Source organism: Bradyrhizobium sp. WSM4874, from assembly GCF_055811835.1.
This window is the reverse complement of the sequence record NZ_JBVVPR010000002.1, coordinates 127,733-145,992: the sequence shown is the minus strand read 5'-3', so window position 1 is coordinate 145,992 and position 18,260 is coordinate 127,733. Positions and strand designations below refer to the sequence as shown.

The 18,260-nt window shown below is 63.8% G+C and carries 17 protein-coding genes; 3 read left to right on the top strand and 14 right to left on the bottom strand.

Annotated elements, in window-relative coordinates; genetic code table 11:
• Positions 1-369: 369 nt before the first annotated feature.
• The 3 genes from AC0L3P_RS02990 to AC0L3P_RS02980 all read left to right on the top strand — a co-directional run bounded on the left by AC0L3P_RS02990 (position 370) and on the right by AC0L3P_RS02980 (position 3,945).
• The gene (locus AC0L3P_RS02990; protein ID WP_473300939.1) at positions 370-2,805 is read left to right on the top strand and encodes a PAS domain S-box protein; all 2,436 of its coding nucleotides are present in this window, start codon (positions 370-372) and stop codon (positions 2,803-2,805) included.
• A complete protein-coding gene (locus AC0L3P_RS02985; protein WP_473300938.1) occupies positions 2,802-3,473 on the top strand; it encodes a response regulator transcription factor in 672 nt (223 codons plus the stop codon). The genes AC0L3P_RS02990 and AC0L3P_RS02985 overlap by 4 nt, the downstream gene beginning before the upstream one ends.
• An 85-nt stretch (positions 3,474-3,558) precedes the next feature.
• Complete coding sequence (locus AC0L3P_RS02980) at positions 3,559-3,945, top strand: response regulator transcription factor (protein ID WP_247289676.1); 387 nt, start codon at positions 3,559-3,561, stop codon at positions 3,943-3,945.
• 31 nt (positions 3,946-3,976) lie between these two features.
• On the opposite strand, the gene AC0L3P_RS02975 is transcribed toward AC0L3P_RS02980, so the two are convergent.
• From AC0L3P_RS02975 to AC0L3P_RS02910, 14 genes are all read right to left on the bottom strand, one after another.
• On the bottom strand, positions 3,977-4,945 hold the full coding sequence (locus AC0L3P_RS02975; protein WP_473300937.1) for a tripartite tricarboxylate transporter substrate binding protein BugD: 969 nt from the start codon (positions 4,943-4,945) through the stop codon (positions 3,977-3,979).
• Positions 4,946-5,032: 87 nt separating this feature from the next.
• Positions 5,033-6,274, bottom strand: coding sequence for a threonine synthase (locus AC0L3P_RS02970; protein ID WP_354209816.1), 1,242 nt, complete (start codon positions 6,272-6,274; stop codon positions 5,033-5,035).
• 123 nt (positions 6,275-6,397) lie between these two features.
• Positions 6,398-7,816, bottom strand: coding sequence for a dihydrolipoyl dehydrogenase (gene lpdA / locus AC0L3P_RS02965; protein ID WP_473300936.1), 1,419 nt, complete (start codon positions 7,814-7,816; stop codon positions 6,398-6,400).
• Between the two features lie 17 nt (positions 7,817-7,833).
• Positions 7,834-8,040: a hypothetical protein gene (locus tag AC0L3P_RS02960; protein WP_275171225.1), complete on the bottom strand. Its 207-nt coding sequence runs from the start codon at positions 8,038-8,040 to the stop codon at positions 7,834-7,836.
• Between the two features lie 48 nt (positions 8,041-8,088).
• Positions 8,089-9,441, bottom strand: coding sequence for a pyruvate dehydrogenase complex dihydrolipoamide acetyltransferase (locus AC0L3P_RS02955; RefSeq protein ID WP_473300935.1), 1,353 nt, complete (start codon positions 9,439-9,441; stop codon positions 8,089-8,091).
• 62 nt (positions 9,442-9,503) lie between these two features.
• Positions 9,504-9,956: a nucleoside deaminase gene (locus AC0L3P_RS02950; RefSeq protein ID WP_473300934.1), complete on the bottom strand. Its 453-nt coding sequence runs from the start codon at positions 9,954-9,956 to the stop codon at positions 9,504-9,506.
• Between the two features lie 2 nt (positions 9,957-9,958).
• Positions 9,959-10,261 (bottom strand): DUF5076 domain-containing protein, encoded by a 303-nt coding sequence (locus tag AC0L3P_RS02945; protein WP_007590623.1) that lies wholly within the window; start codon positions 10,259-10,261, stop codon positions 9,959-9,961.
• A 3-nt stretch (positions 10,262-10,264) separates the two neighbouring features.
• Positions 10,265-11,653, bottom strand: a complete 1,389-nt coding sequence (locus tag AC0L3P_RS02940) for a pyruvate dehydrogenase complex E1 component subunit beta (RefSeq protein WP_275171228.1) — start codon at positions 11,651-11,653, stop codon at positions 10,265-10,267.
• A gap of 29 nt (positions 11,654-11,682) precedes the next feature.
• Positions 11,683-12,705 carry a pyruvate dehydrogenase (acetyl-transferring) E1 component subunit alpha gene (gene pdhA / locus AC0L3P_RS02935; protein ID WP_473300933.1) on the bottom strand — a complete coding sequence of 341 codons (1,023 nt, stop codon included), beginning with the start codon at positions 12,703-12,705 and terminating at the stop codon, positions 11,683-11,685.
• 271 nt (positions 12,706-12,976) lie between these two features.
• Positions 12,977-14,494, bottom strand: a complete 1,518-nt coding sequence (gene adh, locus AC0L3P_RS02930; RefSeq protein WP_275171230.1) for an aldehyde dehydrogenase — start codon at positions 14,492-14,494, stop codon at positions 12,977-12,979.
• 295 nt (positions 14,495-14,789) lie between these two features.
• Positions 14,790-15,752: a helix-turn-helix domain-containing protein gene (locus tag AC0L3P_RS02925; protein WP_473300932.1), complete on the bottom strand. Its 963-nt coding sequence runs from the start codon at positions 15,750-15,752 to the stop codon at positions 14,790-14,792.
• 148 nt (positions 15,753-15,900) lie between these two features.
• Complete coding sequence (locus tag AC0L3P_RS02920) at positions 15,901-16,218, bottom strand: FtsB family cell division protein (RefSeq protein ID WP_007590617.1); 318 nt, start codon at positions 16,216-16,218, stop codon at positions 15,901-15,903.
• A gap of 240 nt (positions 16,219-16,458) precedes the next feature.
• Positions 16,459-17,010 (bottom strand): NADPH-dependent FMN reductase, encoded by a 552-nt coding sequence (locus AC0L3P_RS02915; protein WP_354209823.1) that lies wholly within the window; start codon positions 17,008-17,010, stop codon positions 16,459-16,461.
• 176 nt (positions 17,011-17,186) lie between these two features.
• A complete protein-coding gene (locus tag AC0L3P_RS02910) occupies positions 17,187-18,185 on the bottom strand; it encodes an MBL fold metallo-hydrolase (RefSeq protein ID WP_473300931.1) in 999 nt (332 codons plus the stop codon).
• Positions 18,186-18,260 lie beyond the last annotated feature (75 nt).

Below are 18,260 nucleotides of genomic sequence, written 5' to 3'. Positions count from 1 at the left end.
GCCAGATCATCGGCAAGTCAGCGCCGGCGGAGGCGAAGCTGGCCTCTTGAGTGCACGACGCCGCGCTACTCGACTGTTCATGCGTCGCGATCGACACCACTGGATTGCCGGTGAGACTAGTCCCCATGTGACGGGCCGCTCAATTGTACGGAGGTAAATGCAGCGTATGACTAGGATTGCGCGACCTATACATAGGTTTGTCCGGTGATTTACCGGAGTTTCGTCCGCTCGCAACGAGACGGCGCAACGCTGGCAAGCTGCACGGAGCCCGCGAACTTTCGATGCGGAATCCTGCTTCGATCAGGGAATTGCCCCTGCTGTCGCAAAGTGCTCTACTCGCCCTGCCCCACGCGGGCCGGGACGCTTGCGATGATGCCTGGCCAGATCGCAAAATTAGGGAATTCGGCCGCGCAATTCCTGCTCGGCGGCCTTGCGGCGCTTCGATCTCTCGGCAATGCGGCGAAAGACGAGCCCGCGACTGGAGAAGGCTGGCGGCAGGACAATGCCGACCTGCGCGACGCCGTGAAGCAATGGCGACAAGTGTTCGAGCACAATCCGGTCATGTATTTCATGGTCGATCCGGCCGGAACGGTGCTCAACGTGAATACATTTGGCGCCGCGCAACTGGGCTACACGGCGGCCGAGTTGACCGGCCAATCTGTGCTGAACGTCTTTTTCGAAGAGGACCGCGATTTCGTTCGTCGCTGTGTCGGGCTGTGCCTGGAAACCGTGGACCAGTCGCACACCTGGGAAATTCGCAAGATCCGGAAGGACGGCTCGGTTCTCTGGGTCCGTGAGAACGCCAAGGCCATGCGGCGCGGCGACGGCACGCCGATCGTGCTGGTCGCCTGCGAAAACATCACCCAACGCAAGGAGGCGGAGGATGCGCTGCGGCAGAGCGAGGCCTACCTTGCCCAAGCGCAGGAGTTGAGCCGCACCGGCAGCTTCGGCCTGAGCCTGGCAACCCGCGAGGCCGTCTGGTCCAGGGAGACCTTTCGCATCTTCCAGCGTGACCCGCAGGTCAAACCGACGCTCGATTTTGTTTTCCAGCGCATCCATCCGGAAGATCGCAATGCGGTCAGCAAGACCCTTGATCGGGCCTTCCGTGACGTCGGCGATTTCGACCATGAATATCGCCTGCTGATGCCCGATGGATCGATCAAATATCTCCATTCCGTGGCACGCGCGGTGAGACATGGATCCGGCCACATCGAGTTTGTCGGAGCGGTCACTGACGTCACTACGGCAAAGGAAACCGAACAGCGACTGCGTCGCAGCGAAGCCTATCTGACCGAAGCCCAGCGCCTCAGCCACACGAGCAGCTGGGCCTGGGACGTGCGCCGTCAGGAATTCGCTTACCGATCGGCCGAACTCTATCGCCTGTTCGGATTTAACCCGGACCAGATTGATCTGTCGGCGCAGGCTTTCCAACAACGGATCCTCGCCGAAGACTTTAAGCGGATCGTCGATGTGGAACGTCAGGCAATCCGGCAAAAGCAGCCTTTCGAAATTGATTTTCGGATTGTGCGTCCGGACGGTTCGGTACGACACGTCCATACGGAGGGGCATCCCGTCGTCGGCGGGGACGGCGATGTGACGGAGATCATCGGCACCCACGTCGATGTCACTGAGCAGTTTGCCGCAAGACAAGCGCTGCAAAAAGCCTTTGACGAGCTCAAGCTGTCCGAGCAGCGATTTCGCGACTATGCCGAAACCGCCTCGGACTGGTTTTGGGAGAGCGGGCCGGACCACCGTATCACACGGATTTCGGAACATGCCGACACGGCCGGTCCCGTGCCCACGGGCGTGATCGGCCTCGCCCGTTGGGACATTCCGCCCGACGCCGAGCTCGAGCCAGAGAAGTGGGAGCGGCATCGCGCGACGCTCGATGCCCACCTTCCGTTTCGCGACCTGGTCTACCGAAGCAAGGATCGCAACGGATCTCCGATCTACGTGCGCACCAGCGGCAAGCCCTTGCACGACGCGAACGGCAACTTTCTCGGCTATCGTGGCGTCAGCAGCGACGTGACGGCGGCCATCCGCGCCGAGCAGGCCGAGGAAGCACTGCGCAAGGCGCAAGCCGAGCTTGCTCACGTTACGCGCGTCACGATGCTCGGCGAACTTACGGCCTCGATCGCCCACGAGATCAATCAGCCCTTGGCCGCCGTGATCTCCAATGCGGATGCCTGCATCGGATGGCTCGATCGCGAACCGGCCGACCTGAATGCCGCGCGCCGTTCCGTGGAATGGATCGTCGAGGACGCCAATCGCGCCAGCGAGGTGATCCGCCGGATCAGAGCGCTTGCGAAAAAGACCGAGATCGAGATGGCTCCGGTCGACATGAACCAGCTCGTCAGGGAGACCGTGGCGCTCGTCCGGCGCGAGCTTGCCACCCATGCCGTGTCGGTGCGAATGGAGCTGGCGTCCGCTCTGCCCAGGGTTTGCGGCGACCGGATCCAGCTCCAGCAGGTGCTGATCAACCTGGTCATGAACGGGATTGAAGCCATGCACGCCAATGCGGAACGCCCGCGCGAGCTTGCGATCCGCTCCAGCCAGGTGAGCGAGCACGGCGAAGGTCGCATGCTCTTGACCGTGACAGATCGCGGGGGCGGCCTTTGCAACAGCGCGACGGAGCGCATCTTCACACCTTTCTTCACGACAAAGCCGAGCGGCCTGGGGATGGGACTGTCGATCTGCCGATCGATCATCGAGGCTCATGCGGGCCGGCTCTCGGCCCTCCCCAATGACGGAAGCGGAGCAACATTCCAGATTGCCCTGCCCTTGGCGATCGAGGACACGTCGTGACCGACATTCCCAAGGCGGCGACGGTGCAGACGAGTTCCGACGATCCGATCGTCTTGATCGTCGACGACGATCCATCGATGCGCCGTGCGCTCACCAACCTCTTTCAATCCGTCGGTCTCAAGGTCGAGGCTTTCGGCTCCGCGGCGGAGATCATGGAAGCCAAGCCACCGGCGGCCCCCAGCTGCCTTGTGCTCGACATCCGCCTGCCGGGCTCAAGCGGCTTTGACCTGCAGTCGGACCTAGCGAAGGCGAACATTCACACGCCCATTATCTTCATCACCGGTCATGGTGATATTCCGATGACCGTCAGGGCCATGAAGAGCGGCGCGATCGATTTTCTGACCAAGCCGGTGCGCGACCAGGACATGCTGGATGCGGTCCGGGCCGCGATCGAACGGGATCGCAAGCGACGCAATGCAGAGGAGTCGGTCGCGGGAGTGCGGTCCCGCTTCGAGGGTTTGAGCGCGCGCCAGCGCGACATCCTCACTCTGGTGGCATCCGGCCTGATGAACAAGCAGGTCGCTGCCGAGCTTGGATTGGCCGAGATTACCGTCAAGATCTATCGTGGGCAGATCATGCGGAAAATGGGCGCCAAGTCGTTGGCCGATCTCGTCAGAATGGTGGAGGCGCTCGGAATCTCACGCCCGGGCGGAAAGGTGCAAACCTAAGTATGCTTTTCAAGCTCGCTCCAAGGGGTCACTTTCGCCAAGTGCGGCACCGTGATCGGCGGCTCCCCGATCAGGAGCGATCATCTTGTCAATCCCGTTGGCCATTTCCGTCATTGACGATGATCGATCAGTCCGCCTTGCGACCAATAATCTGCTGACGTCGCGGGGATACACGGTCAACATCTTTCGCTCCGCTGACGAATTTCTTCAATCGGCCGAACTGAAGACGACGTCCTGCGTGATCGCAGATGTGCAGATGTCGTTGATGGGCGGCCTTGAGCTCTTGACGCACATGCGCAGCCTTGGTCACCACACGCCCTTCATCTTCATGACGGCTTTTCCCGACGATGCCGTGCGCGACCGCGCGCTGAAAGCGGGCGCTATCTGCTTTCTCGCGAAGCCGTTCTCCACGCCCGCTCTGCTTGAATGTCTGCGGATGGCCCTGTCCGGCTCCGATCAAACCGAGACATGATACGCCGGCGCCGAGCCCTGCGACACGGCGCTCAATCCACCTTGATGTTCGCCGCCTTGATCATCGGCCACCACTTCGCGATCTCAGCCTTCTGTCGGGTGCCGAGGGCCTCGGGCGTGAGCTGATCCTGGGGTGTCATCTCCAGCCCCTGGCTTTCCAGCTGCTTCTTCACGCCGGGATCGTTCAGTGCTTCCACGGCCGCGGCATTGAGTTTGGCGACGATCGCCTTCGGCGTGCCCTTCGGCACCCACATGCCGGACCAGAGCGTCATGTTGAACCCCTTCAGGCCCGCCTCCTCCGCCGTTGGGATGTCGGGCGCCGACGCGAGGCGCTTGTCATCGGTGATGGCGTAGGCGCGAATGGTACCGGCGCGGACCTGGTTGATGGAGTTCGATGTCTGGTCGACGATGACGTCGATCTGGCCGGCGATGAGATCGTTCAGGGCGGGCGCGGTGCCGCGATACGGCACGTATTGCAGCTTGATGCCGCTGACGCTCTCGAAATAGACCCCGGCGATGTGGCTGCCGGAACCCGCGCCGGCGGTGCCGGCGGTCGGCGGCGACGGCCGCGATTTCAGCCAGTCCAGCAGCTCCTTCAGCGAGGTCGCGGGCACCGCGTTCTTGCTGACGACGATCATCGGATTGCTCGGCAGCAGCACCACCGGCTCCAGGTCCGCGACCAGGTCGTAATTGAGCTTGTAGACGGCGCCGTTGGCGACGTGGGTGCCGAGATGGCCGAACGAGATCGTGTAGCCGTCGGGGGCCGAATGCAGGGCACGGCCGACGCCGATCGAGCCGCCTGCGCCAGTGACGTTCTCGATCACCAGCGGCTGGCCGAGCGCCGTGCGCATCCGCTCGGCAAGCACGCGGGCCATCGCATCCGACGGCCCGCCGGCGGCAAAGGGCACGATGATGGTGATCGGACGCGAGGGATAGTCGTCGGCGCGCGCGGCGCCCGCAACAGTGAGAATAGCAAACAGCGCAGCCCAGGCGGCTTTCATTGTCTTCTCCCCAGCAATGTCATTGTTGTTTTTGTCTCTTCCCGCGTACGGGAAGAGGGATCGTTCGTGAAGAGGCGAATTGACGCGCTAGAACTGCGAATAGTCGATCGGCTTGTGGCGATCGAGCGTGCGGTCGACCTTCGGCAACGGGTATTTCAGGCCGGTGGCGCAGTTGAACAGCATGACGCGATCGGACTTGCTGACGCGGCCGTCGGCGAGGCTGTCCTTGTAGGCAGCGTAGGTTGCAGCGCCTTCGGGGCAAAGTAGCAGCCCCTCCTCGCGCGCGACCTCGTTCAGCGCGGCAGAGATCTTGTCGTCGTCGACCGCAATGGCAAAGCCCTTGCTCTCGCGCACCGCGCGCAGGATGAGGAAGTCGCCGATCGCCTGCGGCACGCGGATGCCTGACGCGATGGTGTGGGCGTCCTCCCAGCGTGTCGCATGCTCGGTACCGGCTTCGTACGCACGCACCATCGGCGCGCAGCCCGAGGCCTGCACCGCAACCATGCGCGGGCGCTTGCTGCCGATGAAGCCGATCTTCTCGAGCTCGTCGAAGGCCTTCCACATCCCGATCAGGCCGGTGCCGCCGCCGGTCGGATAGAAGATCACGTCGGGCACGTCCCAGCCGAGCTGCTCGGCGAGTTCGAGCCCCATCGTCTTCTTGCCTTCGATGCGATACGGCTCCTTCAAGGTCGAGGTATCGAACCAGCCGACTTTCGCCTTGCCCTCGCCGACGATCTTGCCGCAATCGTCGATATAGCCGTTGACGCGGTAGACGGTCGCGCCCTGCAGCTCGATCTCGCTGACGTTCACCTCCGGCGTATCGGCCGGGCAGAAGATCGTGGTCTTGATGCCGCAGGAAGTCGCGTAGGCCGCGAGCGCCGCGCCGGCATTGCCGTTGGTCGGCATCGCCATGTGCTTGATGCCGAGCGCCTTGCCCATCGACACCGCCATCACGAGGCCACGCGCCTTGAACGAGCCGGTCGGCAGGCGCCCCTCGTCCTTGACGATGATCTCGCCGCCGCCGAGTTTGGCACCAAGCTTCGGCAGCCGGATCAGCGGCGTCGTGACCTCGCCGAGCGAGACGATGTCCTTGCATTTGCGCACGGGAAGCAGCTCGCGGTAACGCCACATGTCGGCGGGGCGTTGGGCGAGCGCATCCTTGGTCAGCACCTTCTTCACGCCGGCGAGGTCGTAGCGGACCAAAAGGGGCTTGCCGGCCTTGGAGAGGTTGTGGACCTGATCGGCCGCGTAGTGATCGCCCTCCATCGCGCATTCGAGATGGGTGACGAAGGTCGGGCGTTCGATGGTGAGGTTGTCGTTGTCGTGCATGGGGTGGTTTCCTTCTTGTTTTACAGGTCTACTGCTCGTCATTGCGAGCGTAGCGAAGCAATCCAGACTGCCGCTGCGGAAAGACTCTGGATTGCTTCACTGCGCTCGCAATGACGGCGGCAATCAGATATTCAGCACCCTTCCATACGCATCCAGCACGGCTTCCTTCATCATTTCCGACAGGGTCGGATGCGGGAACACGGTGTGCATCAGCTCTTCTTCTGTCGTCTCCAGGTTCATCGCGACGACGTAGCCCTGGATCAGCTCGGTCACCTCAGCTCCCACCATGTGGGCGCCGAGCAGCTGGCCGGTCTTCTTGTCGAAGATCACCTTGACCATGCCCTGGTCCTCGCCGAGCGCGATCGCCTTGCCGTTGCCGACGAAGGGGAAGCGGCCGACGCGGATCTCGCGGCCGCTCTCCTTGGCCTTGGCTTCGGTCAGACCGACCGAGGCGACCTGCGGGTTGCAATAGGTGCAGCCGGGGATCATCAGCTTGTCCATGGGGTGCGGATGCAGACCCTTGATGGCCTCGACGCAGATCACGCCCTCATGCTCGGCCTTGTGGGCCAGCATCGGGGGACCCGCGACGTCGCCGATGGCGTAGATGCCGGGAATGTTGGTCTTGCCGTAGCCGTCGATCACGATGCAGCCGCGGTCGGTTTTGACGCCGAGCTTTTCGAGACCGAGATTCTCGATGTTGCCGACGACGCCAACCGCCGAGATCACGCGCTCGAACTCGGCGGTCTGCTTCGCCTTGCCGTCGTCGAGCGTCGCGACCACGCTGTCGCTCTTCTTCTCGAGCTTCGTCACGCCCGTGTTGGTGAGGATCTTGATGCCCTGCTTCTCGAGGCGCTTGCGGGCAAGACCGGCAATCTCGGCGTCCTCGACCGGCAGGATCTGCGGCAGCACCTCGACCACCGTGACATCGGAGCCCATCGTCTTGAAGAAAGATGCGAACTCGATCCCGATCGCGCCCGAGCCCATCACCAGCAGCGATTTCGGCATCCGTTCCGGGACCATCGCTTCGAAGTAGGTCCAGATCAGCTTCTTGTCGGGTTCGAGGCCCGGCAGCACCCGCGGTCGCGCGCCAGTCGCGACGATGATGTGCTTGGCCTGATAAGCGCCCTCGCCGAGCGCACCCTTGGGCCCTTCGGCGTCGGACTTCTTCACCGTGACCTTGCCAGGCGCGTCGATCGAGGCTGCGCCCCAGATCACGCTGACCTTGTTCTTCTTCATCAGGAAGCCGACGCCGTCGTTGAGCCGCTTCGAGACGCCGCGCGAGCGCTGCACCACCGCCTTCGGATCAAACGAGACGTTGTCCGCCGACAGGCCATAGTCCTTGGCGTGCTGCATGTAGTGGTAGATCTCGGCGGAGCGCAGCAGCGCCTTGGTCGGGATGCAGCCCCAGTTCAGGCAGATGCCGCCGAGATAGGATTTCTCGACGATCGCGACCTTGAAGCCGAGCTGGGCGGCGCGGATCGCTGTGACGTAGCCACCGGGACCGGAGCCGATGATGATGATGTCGAAGGATGTATCGGCCATGGCGGCTCCCGTTCAACTCAAGAGGCGCCGCGGGCGCGGCGCTTGATCAGAAAAGACCTCACCAGCCATTCGAGCGTCGTCACCAAAGCCATCACGGCCAAGGCAATCAGCACGATCGGCTGGGCGATGTTCCGTGCCAATTGTTCGCCGGCAAAGAACGCGGAGTAAAGAAAATCGAGCCCAATCGGGTTGAGCGCGACGACTGTTCCAAGCAGCAGCGACATCCATGGCCAACGGGTACGGACATACAACGTTGCCCCCTCTACCGCGCGTCAGACCATCATCATGACGGGGTTTTCGATCAGCTGCTTGAAGGCACCGATCAGCTCGGCGCCGAGCGCGCCGTCGATGGCGCGGTGATCGCAGGACAGGGTCACGCTCATCATGTTGGCGATCTCGATCTTGCCGCCGCGGACCACAGGCCGCTCCTCGCTGGTGCCGACCGCGAGGATGGTCGCATGCGGCGGATTGATCACGGCGGTGAAGTGGCTGATGCCGAACATGCCAAGGTTCGAGACAGCCGTCGTGCCGCCCTGGTACTCTTCGGGCTTCAGCTTGCGCGAGCGGGCGCGTGTCGCAAAATCCTTCATCTCGCTGGAGATGGTCGACAGCGTCTTGGTCTCGGCCTTGCGGATGATCGGCGTGATCAGGCCGCCGGGCATCGCCACCGCGACGCCGACGTCGGAATGGTGGTGCTTGACCATGCCGGATTCGGTCCAGCTCACATTGCAATTCGGGATCTTCTGCAGCGCCACCGCCATCGCCTTGATGACGAAGTCGTTGACGGAGATCTTGTAGAGCGGCTTCTTCTCCTTGTCCTTGGGAGCAGCCGTATTGATCTCCTCGCGCGCGGCAAGCAGCTTGCCGATGTCGCAGTCGATGGTGAGGTAGAAGTGCGGGACGTTCTGGATCGACGCGGTCAAACGTTGGGCAATGGTGCGGCGCATGCCGTCATGCGGGACGACTTCGTAAGAGCCCGGCTCGAACAGCGACAGGATCTGCTTGTCCGACATGGTCGGCGCGGTCGAGGGCGCGCCTGACGGCGTCGCTGCGGGTGCCTTGAGGCCTTTGCCGGACTTGGCCTGCTCGATGTCGCGTGCCACCACACGGCCGTGTGGGCCGGTGCCTGTTACCATCGACACATCGATGCCGGACTCCTTGGCAAGACGTCGCGCCAGCGGCGAGGAGAACACGCGGCCGGCATGGCCGTTGCTCTGCGCGGCCGGTGCTGCGGCAGCTTGCGGCGCTGGTGCGACGGCGGGCGCCGGCGCGGCCTTGGGCGCAGCAGGCGCTGAAGCCGGTGCAGCAGCAGGAGCTTCAGCAGCTTTCGGAGGCGCGGCCGAAGCGCTGGGCTTGGCGGCGCTGGCCGCCTTCACGTCCTCGCCCTCGCCGGCCAGCACCGCGATCACGTCATTGACCGGGACGTCCTGAGTGCCCTCGGGCACAAGGATCCTGGCAATCGTGCCCTCGTCGATGGCCTCGACCTCCATGGTCGCCTTGTCGGTCTCGATCTCGGCGATGACGTCGCCGGATTTGACCTTGTCGCCTTCCTTCTTCAGCCACTTGGCGAGGTTGCCCTTCTCCATCGTCGGCGAAAGAGCGGGCATCAGGATGTTGATGGGCATGCTGACCTCACGAAGAACTTCTCAAAACGTCGGCCCCGGGAGCGAGGACGAACAGACCAGGTTTAGTTGCCGATGTCGCCCTGCCACAGGCGCTCATTGGCAGGATTGGAACGCCAGTTCTTCATCATGGTGATGGAGCGGTCGTCCGCAAGATCGATCCAGGGGATGCCGAACTTGTCGAGGATGTCCTTGGAGCCCGGGAAGGTGACGGATTCCCCGATGACCACCAGTTGGACCTTGAACAGAGCGAGCGCGCCGGCGCACATCGAGCACGGCGACAGCGTGGTGTACATGACGGTGTCGTGGAATGTAATCGCGCCAGCCTCGCGCAGGCAGCTCATCTCGCCGTGCAGGATCACGTTGTTCTCCTGCACCCGGTTGTTGTGCCCGCGAGCGATGATCTGGTTGTCGCGCGTCAGCACCGCACCGATCGGCAGGCCGCCTTGCGCGATCGAGGCTTCCGCCTCACGGATCGCCTCCAGCATGAAATCGAAATGATAGGATTCGATCGCCACGGTCAGTGCCCCTTCCCGCGCGGCGTCGTGGTGCCGGTGTCGGTGGGACGCTCGATCTCGGCCTGGAACATCTCGATGATCCGGTTCAGCGCGTCCTCCTCGGTGTATTCGCTCTCGCGCGCATAGGCGCGTGCGGCGTGACGGGCAAGATCGACGAGCAGCAGGCCCCACATGTCCGGTTCGTCGAAAGCCCGCTGGAACGCCATCGACAGCCCGCCGTCCAGCACGAACACGCGCAGGATCTCGACCGCATCATCGCGGACGAGGACATCGGGTGGTAATGGCTGCTCCTTCGGACCCGCCATGGTCTACCTGTAGCAGACGGCTTTGGCGGCCTCGACCACTTCTGCCGCCGAAGGCAGCGCGAGCTTTTCCAGGTTCGCGGCATAGGGCATCGGCACGTCCTTGCCTGAGACCCGGGCGACCGGCGCATCCAGATAGTCGAAGGCGTTCTCCATGATCCGCGCGGCGATCTCGGCGCCGACACCGCTCTGGGCCCAGCCCTCTTCCACCGTGACGGCACGTCCCGTCTTCTTGACGGAGTTGACGATGGTCTCGGTGTCCATCGGACGCAGCGTGCGCAGGTCGATCACTTCGGCCTCGATGCCGTCCTTGGCGAGTTCGTCGGCGGCCTTCAGCGCGTAGCTCATGCCGTTCGACCACGAAATGATCGTGACATGGCTGCCGGAGCGCACGATGCGCGCCTTGCCGATCGGAATCACGAAATCGTCGAGCTTCGGCACCTCGCCAGTGTGGCCGTAGAGCATTTCGTTCTCGAGGAAGATCACCGGATTGGGATCGCGGATCGCAGCCTTGAGCAGGCCTTTGTAATCAGCGGCCGAGAACGGCGCGACGACCTTGAGGCCCGGGACGTTCGAATACCAGGACGAATAATCCTGGCTGTGCTGGGCGGCCACGCGGGAAGCGGCGCCGTTGGGCCCGCGGAACACGATCGAGCAGCCCATCTGGCCGCCGGACATATAAAGCGTCTTGGCCGCGGAGTTGATGATCTGGTCGATTGCCTGCATGGCAAAGTTGAAGGTCATGAACTCGACGATCGGCTTCAACCCGCTCATCGCGGCGCCGACCCCGATGCCGGCAAAGCCGTGCTCCGTGATCGGCGTGTCGATGACGCGCTTGGCGCCGAATTCCTGAAGCAGCCCTTGCGTCACCTTGTAGGCGCCTTGGTATTCGGCGACCTCTTCGCCCATCACGAAGACATCGGCGTCGCGGCGCATCTCTTCGGCCATGGCATCGCGCAGGGCTTCGCGGATAGTCTGCGTCACCATCTCGGTGCCGGCAGGCACTTCCGGGTCGGGCTCTGCGACGGCCTGCGGCGCCGGCGCAGCCTTGGGAGCTGGAGCCTCGGTTTTCGCGGCGGCAGGGGCTGCAGACTCGGCGGCCTTCTGCTGCTGGGCAGGCGCCGGCGCCTTGGCGAGATCGGCGGCACTCTCGCCATCGGCCAGAATCGTCGCGATCGGCGTGTTCACGGCAACGTCGGCGGTGCCCTCGGGGATCAGGATCTTGCCAAGCGTCCCTTCATCGGTCGCCTCGACCTCCATGGTCGCCTTGTCGGTCTCGATCTCGGCGATGACGTCGCCGGACTTGATCGTCTCACCCTCTTTTTTCAGCCATTTGGAGAGGTTGCCCTTCTCCATCGTGGGCGACAACGCGGGCATCAGCACTTGAATTGGCATATCGACTCCAAAAGAAAGCTTGCGCGCGTTCAGCGGTAAATATCGGTCCAGAGCTCGGCGGCATCCGGCTCGGGATCATGCTGGGCGAAATCGGCGGACGCGTTGACGATGTCGCGCACCTCGGCGTCGATCGCCTTCAGATCCTGCTCGCTGACCTTGGCGGCCAACAGGCGGTTGCGCACCTGCTCGATCGGATCCTGGTCGTGGCGGACTTTTTCGACCTCCTCGCGCGTTCTGTACTTTGCGGGATCGGACATCGAGTGGCCGCGATAACGATAGGTCTGCATCTCCAGGATGAAGGGGCCCTTGCCGGCGCGACACCATGCCGCCGCCTCGTCGCCGGCCGCCTTGACGGCACGGACGTCCATGCCGTCGACCTGCTGGCCGGGAATGTTGAAGGAGGCGCCGCGCTTGGAGAAATCCTGCTGCGCCGAGGCGCGCGAGACCGAAGTGCCCATGGCGTAGCGGTTGTTCTCGATGACGTAGATCACCGGCAGCTTCCAGAGCTCCGCCATGTTGAAGCTCTCATAGACCTGGCCCTGGTTGGCCGCGCCGTCGCCGAAATAGGTAACGCTGACATTGTCGTTGTCGCGATAGTGATTGGCGAAAGCGAGCCCGGTGCCGAGCGAGACCTGGGCGCCGACGATGCCGTGGCCGCCGTAAAAGTGCTTCTCCTTGCTGAACATGTGCATGGAGCCGCCCTTGCCCTTGGAATAGCCGCCACGACGGCCCGTGAGCTCGGCCATGACGCCGTTGGCCTCCATGCCGGTGGCGAGCATATGGCCGTGATCGCGATAGCCGGTGATGACCTGATCGCCCGGCTTCAGGGCCATCTGCATCCCGACCACCACGGCCTCCTGGCCGATATAAAGGTGACAGAAGCCGCCGATCGCGCCCATGCCGTAGAGCTGGCCGGCCTTCTCCTCGAACCGCCGGATCAGGAGCATGTCGCGGAGCGCCTTGAGCTCCTGCTCCTTGGTGAATTCCGGGGGCGAACCGCCGTCGGTCTTGTCCTGTGCAGTGCTTGCGGCGGCTTTCTTGGGTGCGGCCATGGGAATTCCGGGTCAGAGAAAACTTCAGCCCTCTCTAACCCAAGTCAAACGCCCTTGGAAAGCACCGCGGCGGCATGGCACGACTTTCATTATGCCGCACTGCAACGTGGTCGTAATATTGCAAAATCTTTGACGCGGATCGGGCAACAAATCGACACGGCCGCCGCACACGCAGATTCGTGGCCGCATCAAGCAACGTTGAGCCAACGCAGTCCCGACATTTGGAACGGGCGGCGCAGACCAGCGCCGCCCTCTCCGCCCGGCCGCCCGATCAGAAGAAGCCGAGCTTCTTCGGGCTGTAGCTCACCAGCAGATTCTTGGTCTGCTGGTAGTGATCGAGCATCATCTTGTGGGTCTCGCGCCCGACACCCGACTGCTTGTAGCCGCCGAAGGCCGCATGCGCGGGATAGGCATGGTAGCAGTTGGTCCAGACCCGGCCAGCCTGGATCGCCCGGCCGAAGCGATAGCAGCGGTTGGCGTCGCGGCTCCAGACGCCGGCCCCCAAGCCGTAGAGCGTGTCGTTGGCGATCTCGAGCGCCTCTTCGTCGCTCTTGAAGGTCGTGACCGAAACCACGGGGCCGAAGATCTCCTCCTGGAAGACGCGCATCTTGTTGTGGCCCTCGAACACGGTCGGCTGGACGTAGAAGCCGCCGGCGAGATCGCCGCCGAGCTCGGCGCGTCCGCCGCCGGCCAGCACCTTTGCTCCCTCCTGTCTGCCGATATCGATGTAGGAGAGGATTTTTGCGAGCTGCTCGCCCGAGGCCTGCGCACCGATCATGGTGTCGGCCGCGCGCGGGTCGCCCTGCTTGATCGCGGCGACGCGCTTCAGCGCCCGCTCCATGAAGCGGTCGTAGATGTCGGCGTGGACCAGCGCCCGGCTCGGACAGGTGCAGACCTCGCCCTGGTTCAGCGCGAACATGACGAAACCTTCAATCGCCTTGTCGAAGAAGTCGTCGTCTTCGGCGGTGACGTCGCTGAAGAAGATGTTGGGCGACTTGCCGCCGAGCTCGAGCGTGACGGGAATGAGGTTCTGGCTGGCATATTGCATGATCAGCCGGCCCGTCGTGGTCTCGCCGGTGAAGGCGATCTTGGCAATGCGCGGGCTGGACGCGAGCGGCTTGCCGGCTTCCAGCCCAAAGCCGTTGACGATGTTGAGGACACCGGGCGGCAGAATGTCGCCGATGATCTCGGCCCAAACCATGATCGAGGCCGGGGTCTGCTCGGCCGGCTTGAGCACGACGCAATTGCCGGCGGCGAGCGCGGGCGCGAGCTTCCAGCAGGCCATCAGCAGCGGGAAGTTCCAAGGGATGATCTGGCCGACCACGCCGAGCGGTTCGTGGAAATGATAGGCGACGGTGTCGTGATCGATCTCGCCGATCGAGCCTTCCTGGGCGCGGATGGCGCCGGCAAAATAGCGGAAGTGGTCGATGGCGAGCGGGATGTCCGCTGCCCGGGTCTCGCGGATCGGCTTGCCGTTGTCCCAGGTCTCGGCGATGGCGAGACGCTCGAGATTGTCTTCCATGCGGTCGGCGATCCGGTTCAGCATCGCGGCGCGCTCGGCGACGCTGGTGCGGCCCCAGGCGGCCTTCGCGGCATGCGCTGCGTCGAGCGCTGCCTCGACGTCCTGCGCATCGGAGCGCGCGATCTTGCAGACGATCTGGCCTGTCACCGGCGAGGCGTTGTCAAAATACTTGCCGGAGATCGGCGCGACGAATTTGCCGCCGATGAAATTGTCGTAGCGTTCGGCGAAGGGAATTTTGGTGACGCTGAGGAATTCTACCTTGTTCATTGATCACTCCCGATGTTTGCTGTTTGCGCAATTCGTCGCGTGGTCGCGACTTGCGCCAACGATGTCGCGGGAGGCGACTTCTGTCAGCCCTGATAGGAGCGATCACTGAGCCGACCTGTCGCAGTTCTGCGACAGGTGACGAGGCTGCACGTCGTGCCGCCGCACATACTGACCTCATCCTGAGGAGCGCGCTCTTGCGCGGGTCTCGAAAGGATGGCTGGGGATGACAGCAGGGCCTCTTGTGGTTCGAGAGGACCGCTTCGCGGTCTCCTCACCATGAGGATCTACCAGCAGCTCAATGCGCGTTCAGCTCGAACCGCTTGAGCTTCCTGTGCAGCGTAGCGCGGCTGACGCCGAGGGCCTTGGCGGCCGCCGAGACATTGCCGCCCGCGCGCAGGAGCGCCCGCTGCAACACTGCGCGCTGACCGCCGGCAAGATGGTCGCGCGCGGTGTCGCCGCCAAGGAGATCGGCGGCGGGCATCGGCTGCAACGCCCGGCCGGGCGCAATCCCGAGTCCCGCTCGGGCGGACCGGGTCGCGCCGATCACGAGATCGTCCGCATCGACCGCAACGAGGCCGCCGCACTGGCCGTCCGCACCTTGCGCCAGCACGATCCGGGCATGGGCGAAGGCCCTGCGAAACAGATCGGCCTCGATACGCTTGGCCGCCTCGCCGGCCGCGAGCGCGATCAGACTGGAAAACACGTCGGTACGGTCGGCGCGGCAGGAGGAGACGTCGAGCACGCCCGCGAACGCAGCCTCATGGTCGTAGATCGGAACGGCGGTGCAGCTCAGAAGCGTGTTGCGGGTGAAGAAATGCTGGTCGCGGTCGATCGTCAGCGGACGTTGCTCGACGAGGCAGGTGCCGATGCCATTGGTGCCCTCATGCTCCTCGCTCCAGAGCGCGCCGGTCCAGAGTCCCCAGGACTGAAATGTCGCGTCGTCCGCCGGGGTACCGCGGCGATCGACCGGCACGCCCTCGCCGTCGGCGAGCAGCACGCAACAGCCGCTGGCGCCGACCGCCTGGTAAAGCCGGTCCATCGCACCTCGCGCAGCGGCGAGCAGCGGCGCGACGCGCTCGCGCGCCCGGTGCAGCTCGGCTTCGCTCAGCCGGTTCGGCGAGCTACGGCCTGCGGGATCAAGACGATGCAATCTGGACGAACGGCGCCACGAGGCCACAAGCGACGAGCGCGCCGCCTGGCCTGACGTAATGGCGGCCTCGACACGAGCCGCGTGATGCCGGGGGGATTGCCCATTCATCACTGTTTCCTCCGGGTGGCAGTTTAGAGCGTGGCGGCACGGCCCGGTTGATCTGCGTCAACCCAGGCCATGGCGCTGCAAGCCATGAGCCGGTTGCGGCGCTGCCGTCAAGACGGCAGTCCGGTTCCAGGCCTTCAAGGAAGAACTGTCAGTTCGCCGGGATCGTCCGGACGAGATCGCGCGGATTGACGTAGTCGAGCTGGAAACGCGCCCGCTCGTCCAGCATGTCGGGGTCGATCTTCGCGGAGCGCAGCAACGAAACGCGCTGCTCGCTCCTGGCGCGCTCGCGCTTGAGCTGTGCCAGCTCGCTGGTCAGCGCCACGATCTCCTGGTCGAGCTCCTGACGGGCGTTGAGGCCGTATTTGCCGGTATAGGCGTTGACGCCGAAATAGCCGACGATGGCGGCCGCCATCGCATAGAGGGCAAGACCGGTCAGGATCGATTTCAGGCGGGCGCGGGAGACCATCCTGGGAAGATGGGACAGGTTGGTTAAGGGCGTGCTAATTTCGGGCGGCTGGGCCCCCGCGCGCGACGCTAGCGGACCCTCATGGTGAGGAGCCGCAAAGCGCCGTCCCGCGGACGATGCTTCGCATCGCCGCGAGAACCATGAAGGCCCGACAATTTCCCGGAGCCATCCTTCGAGACGAACGCTTCGCGTTCTCCTCAAGGATGAGGGCCGTAAGCTGCGGCTGCGGGCGATTTAGCCTCAGCCGTGATGCTTCGCCACGTGCACCGCAAACGCGTCGATATAGGCCTGGAGTACGGGCTTCAGGGACTCCTTGGTCAGATTGCCGTCGGCATCGAAGGCATCGCCCACCCCGTTCAGATAGGCCTCGGGCTGCTGCATAATCGGGCCGGAAATCCCCGGCAGGATGTTCTGCAGCGTCTTGGCGGCGCTGACGCCGCCGAGCGGGCCCGGCGAGTTCGCGATGATGCCGACCGGCTTGCCGTTGAACGAGCTCTTCCCATAGGGCCGCGAGGCGACGTCGATGGCGTTCTTCAGCACGCCCGGGATCGCGCGATTGTATTCCGGCGTGACGAAGATGACGCCGTCTGACTGCTGGAGTTTTTCGCGGAAGGACAACCAGTCGGCCGGCGGCGCGCCCTCGAGGTCCTGGTTGAAGAACGAGATGCCGGCCGGCGTGACGACCTCGAGCTTGAGCGAGGCCGGCGCGAGCTTGGCGAGCGCATTGGCGATCTTCAGCGAAAAGCTGTCCTTGCGCAGGCTGCCGGCGATCGTGACGATATTGTAGGCCATGGAGTGTCCTCGAAATCTTCAGCGGGAGTGCCGGGTCGGCACTTAAGCGATCCCGAGTGATGGATGCAAGTGCATGGACCGGTCGGATTTGGAAACGCTGCGTTTCTGAACGGTCGCCCCAACAATCAGGCCGCCAAGTGGCGGCCTGATTCCTTGGTACAAATCTGCAAATCGGCTCAGATCGTCGGATTCCATGCCGACGGGATCAGGCGATATTTGGCGCCGTCCTTCTCGACATGGCCGACCGAGGGGAAGGTGAAGTGGAAGCCGATCACGGTCGCCTTCTCGGCCGCCGCCATGTCGTAGAATTTGTGGCGGGTCTCCTGCGCCAGCGCAGCATCGGTGTCGAACTCCACATGCCAGTCCGGATTGCGCAGGAAGAACTCCGGGATGTTGGTGACGTCGGACTGGATCAGCACCTTGGCATCGCCAGAGGCGACCGCGAACGAGGTGTGCCCGGGGGTGTGGCCGGGCGTCGCGATCGACGTGATGCCCGGCGCGACCTCCTTGCCCCACTCGTACTTCGTGACCTTGGATTCGAGGCCAGCAAAGGTCTTCTTCACGTTGGCGAAGTAGTTCTTCATCATCCCGTTCGACTCGGCCTTGGCGGCGTTGTCCTCGCTGGTCCAGAACTCCCAGTCCTTGCCGGGCACCATGATCTCCGCATTGGGGAAGGCAAGCGCGCCGTCGGCGAGACGAATGCCGTTGGTGTGGTCGGGATGCAGATGCGAGAGCAGCACGACGTCGATGCTCTTGGGGTCGACGCCGGCGGCCTGGAGGTTCTGCAGCGTGCGGCCGACCGCACCCTTGCTGGGCTCGAGATTGGCGACACCGTTGCCGGTATCGATCAGCACGAGCTTGGAGCCGGTGTTGATGAGCTGCGGGTTGAACGGCACCGTGACCATGCCCTTCGGCATGTAGGCCGCCTCGCCCGCGGCCAGCGCTTCCTCCTTCGGCGCGTTGACGACGAACTTGTCCGGCATCGGGAACGTGCGCGCACCGTCATTGATCGAGGTGCACTCGTAGCTGCCGACCTTGTAGCGGTAGAAGCCAGGCGCCTGTGTGCCGGCTTGCGGCACCGAGGCATTGGCGGCGGTCGGCCCAAAGCCGGTCACGGCAGCCGCACCGAAGGCGGCGGCGCCTGCAAGCAAATGGCGGCGATTAAGATCGGTCATGAGGTCCCCTTCTGAGCGCCCCGCGGTTTTCCCGCGTGCAAATGGCGGCGGAATAATCCCCGGCTCCGCTCAGAA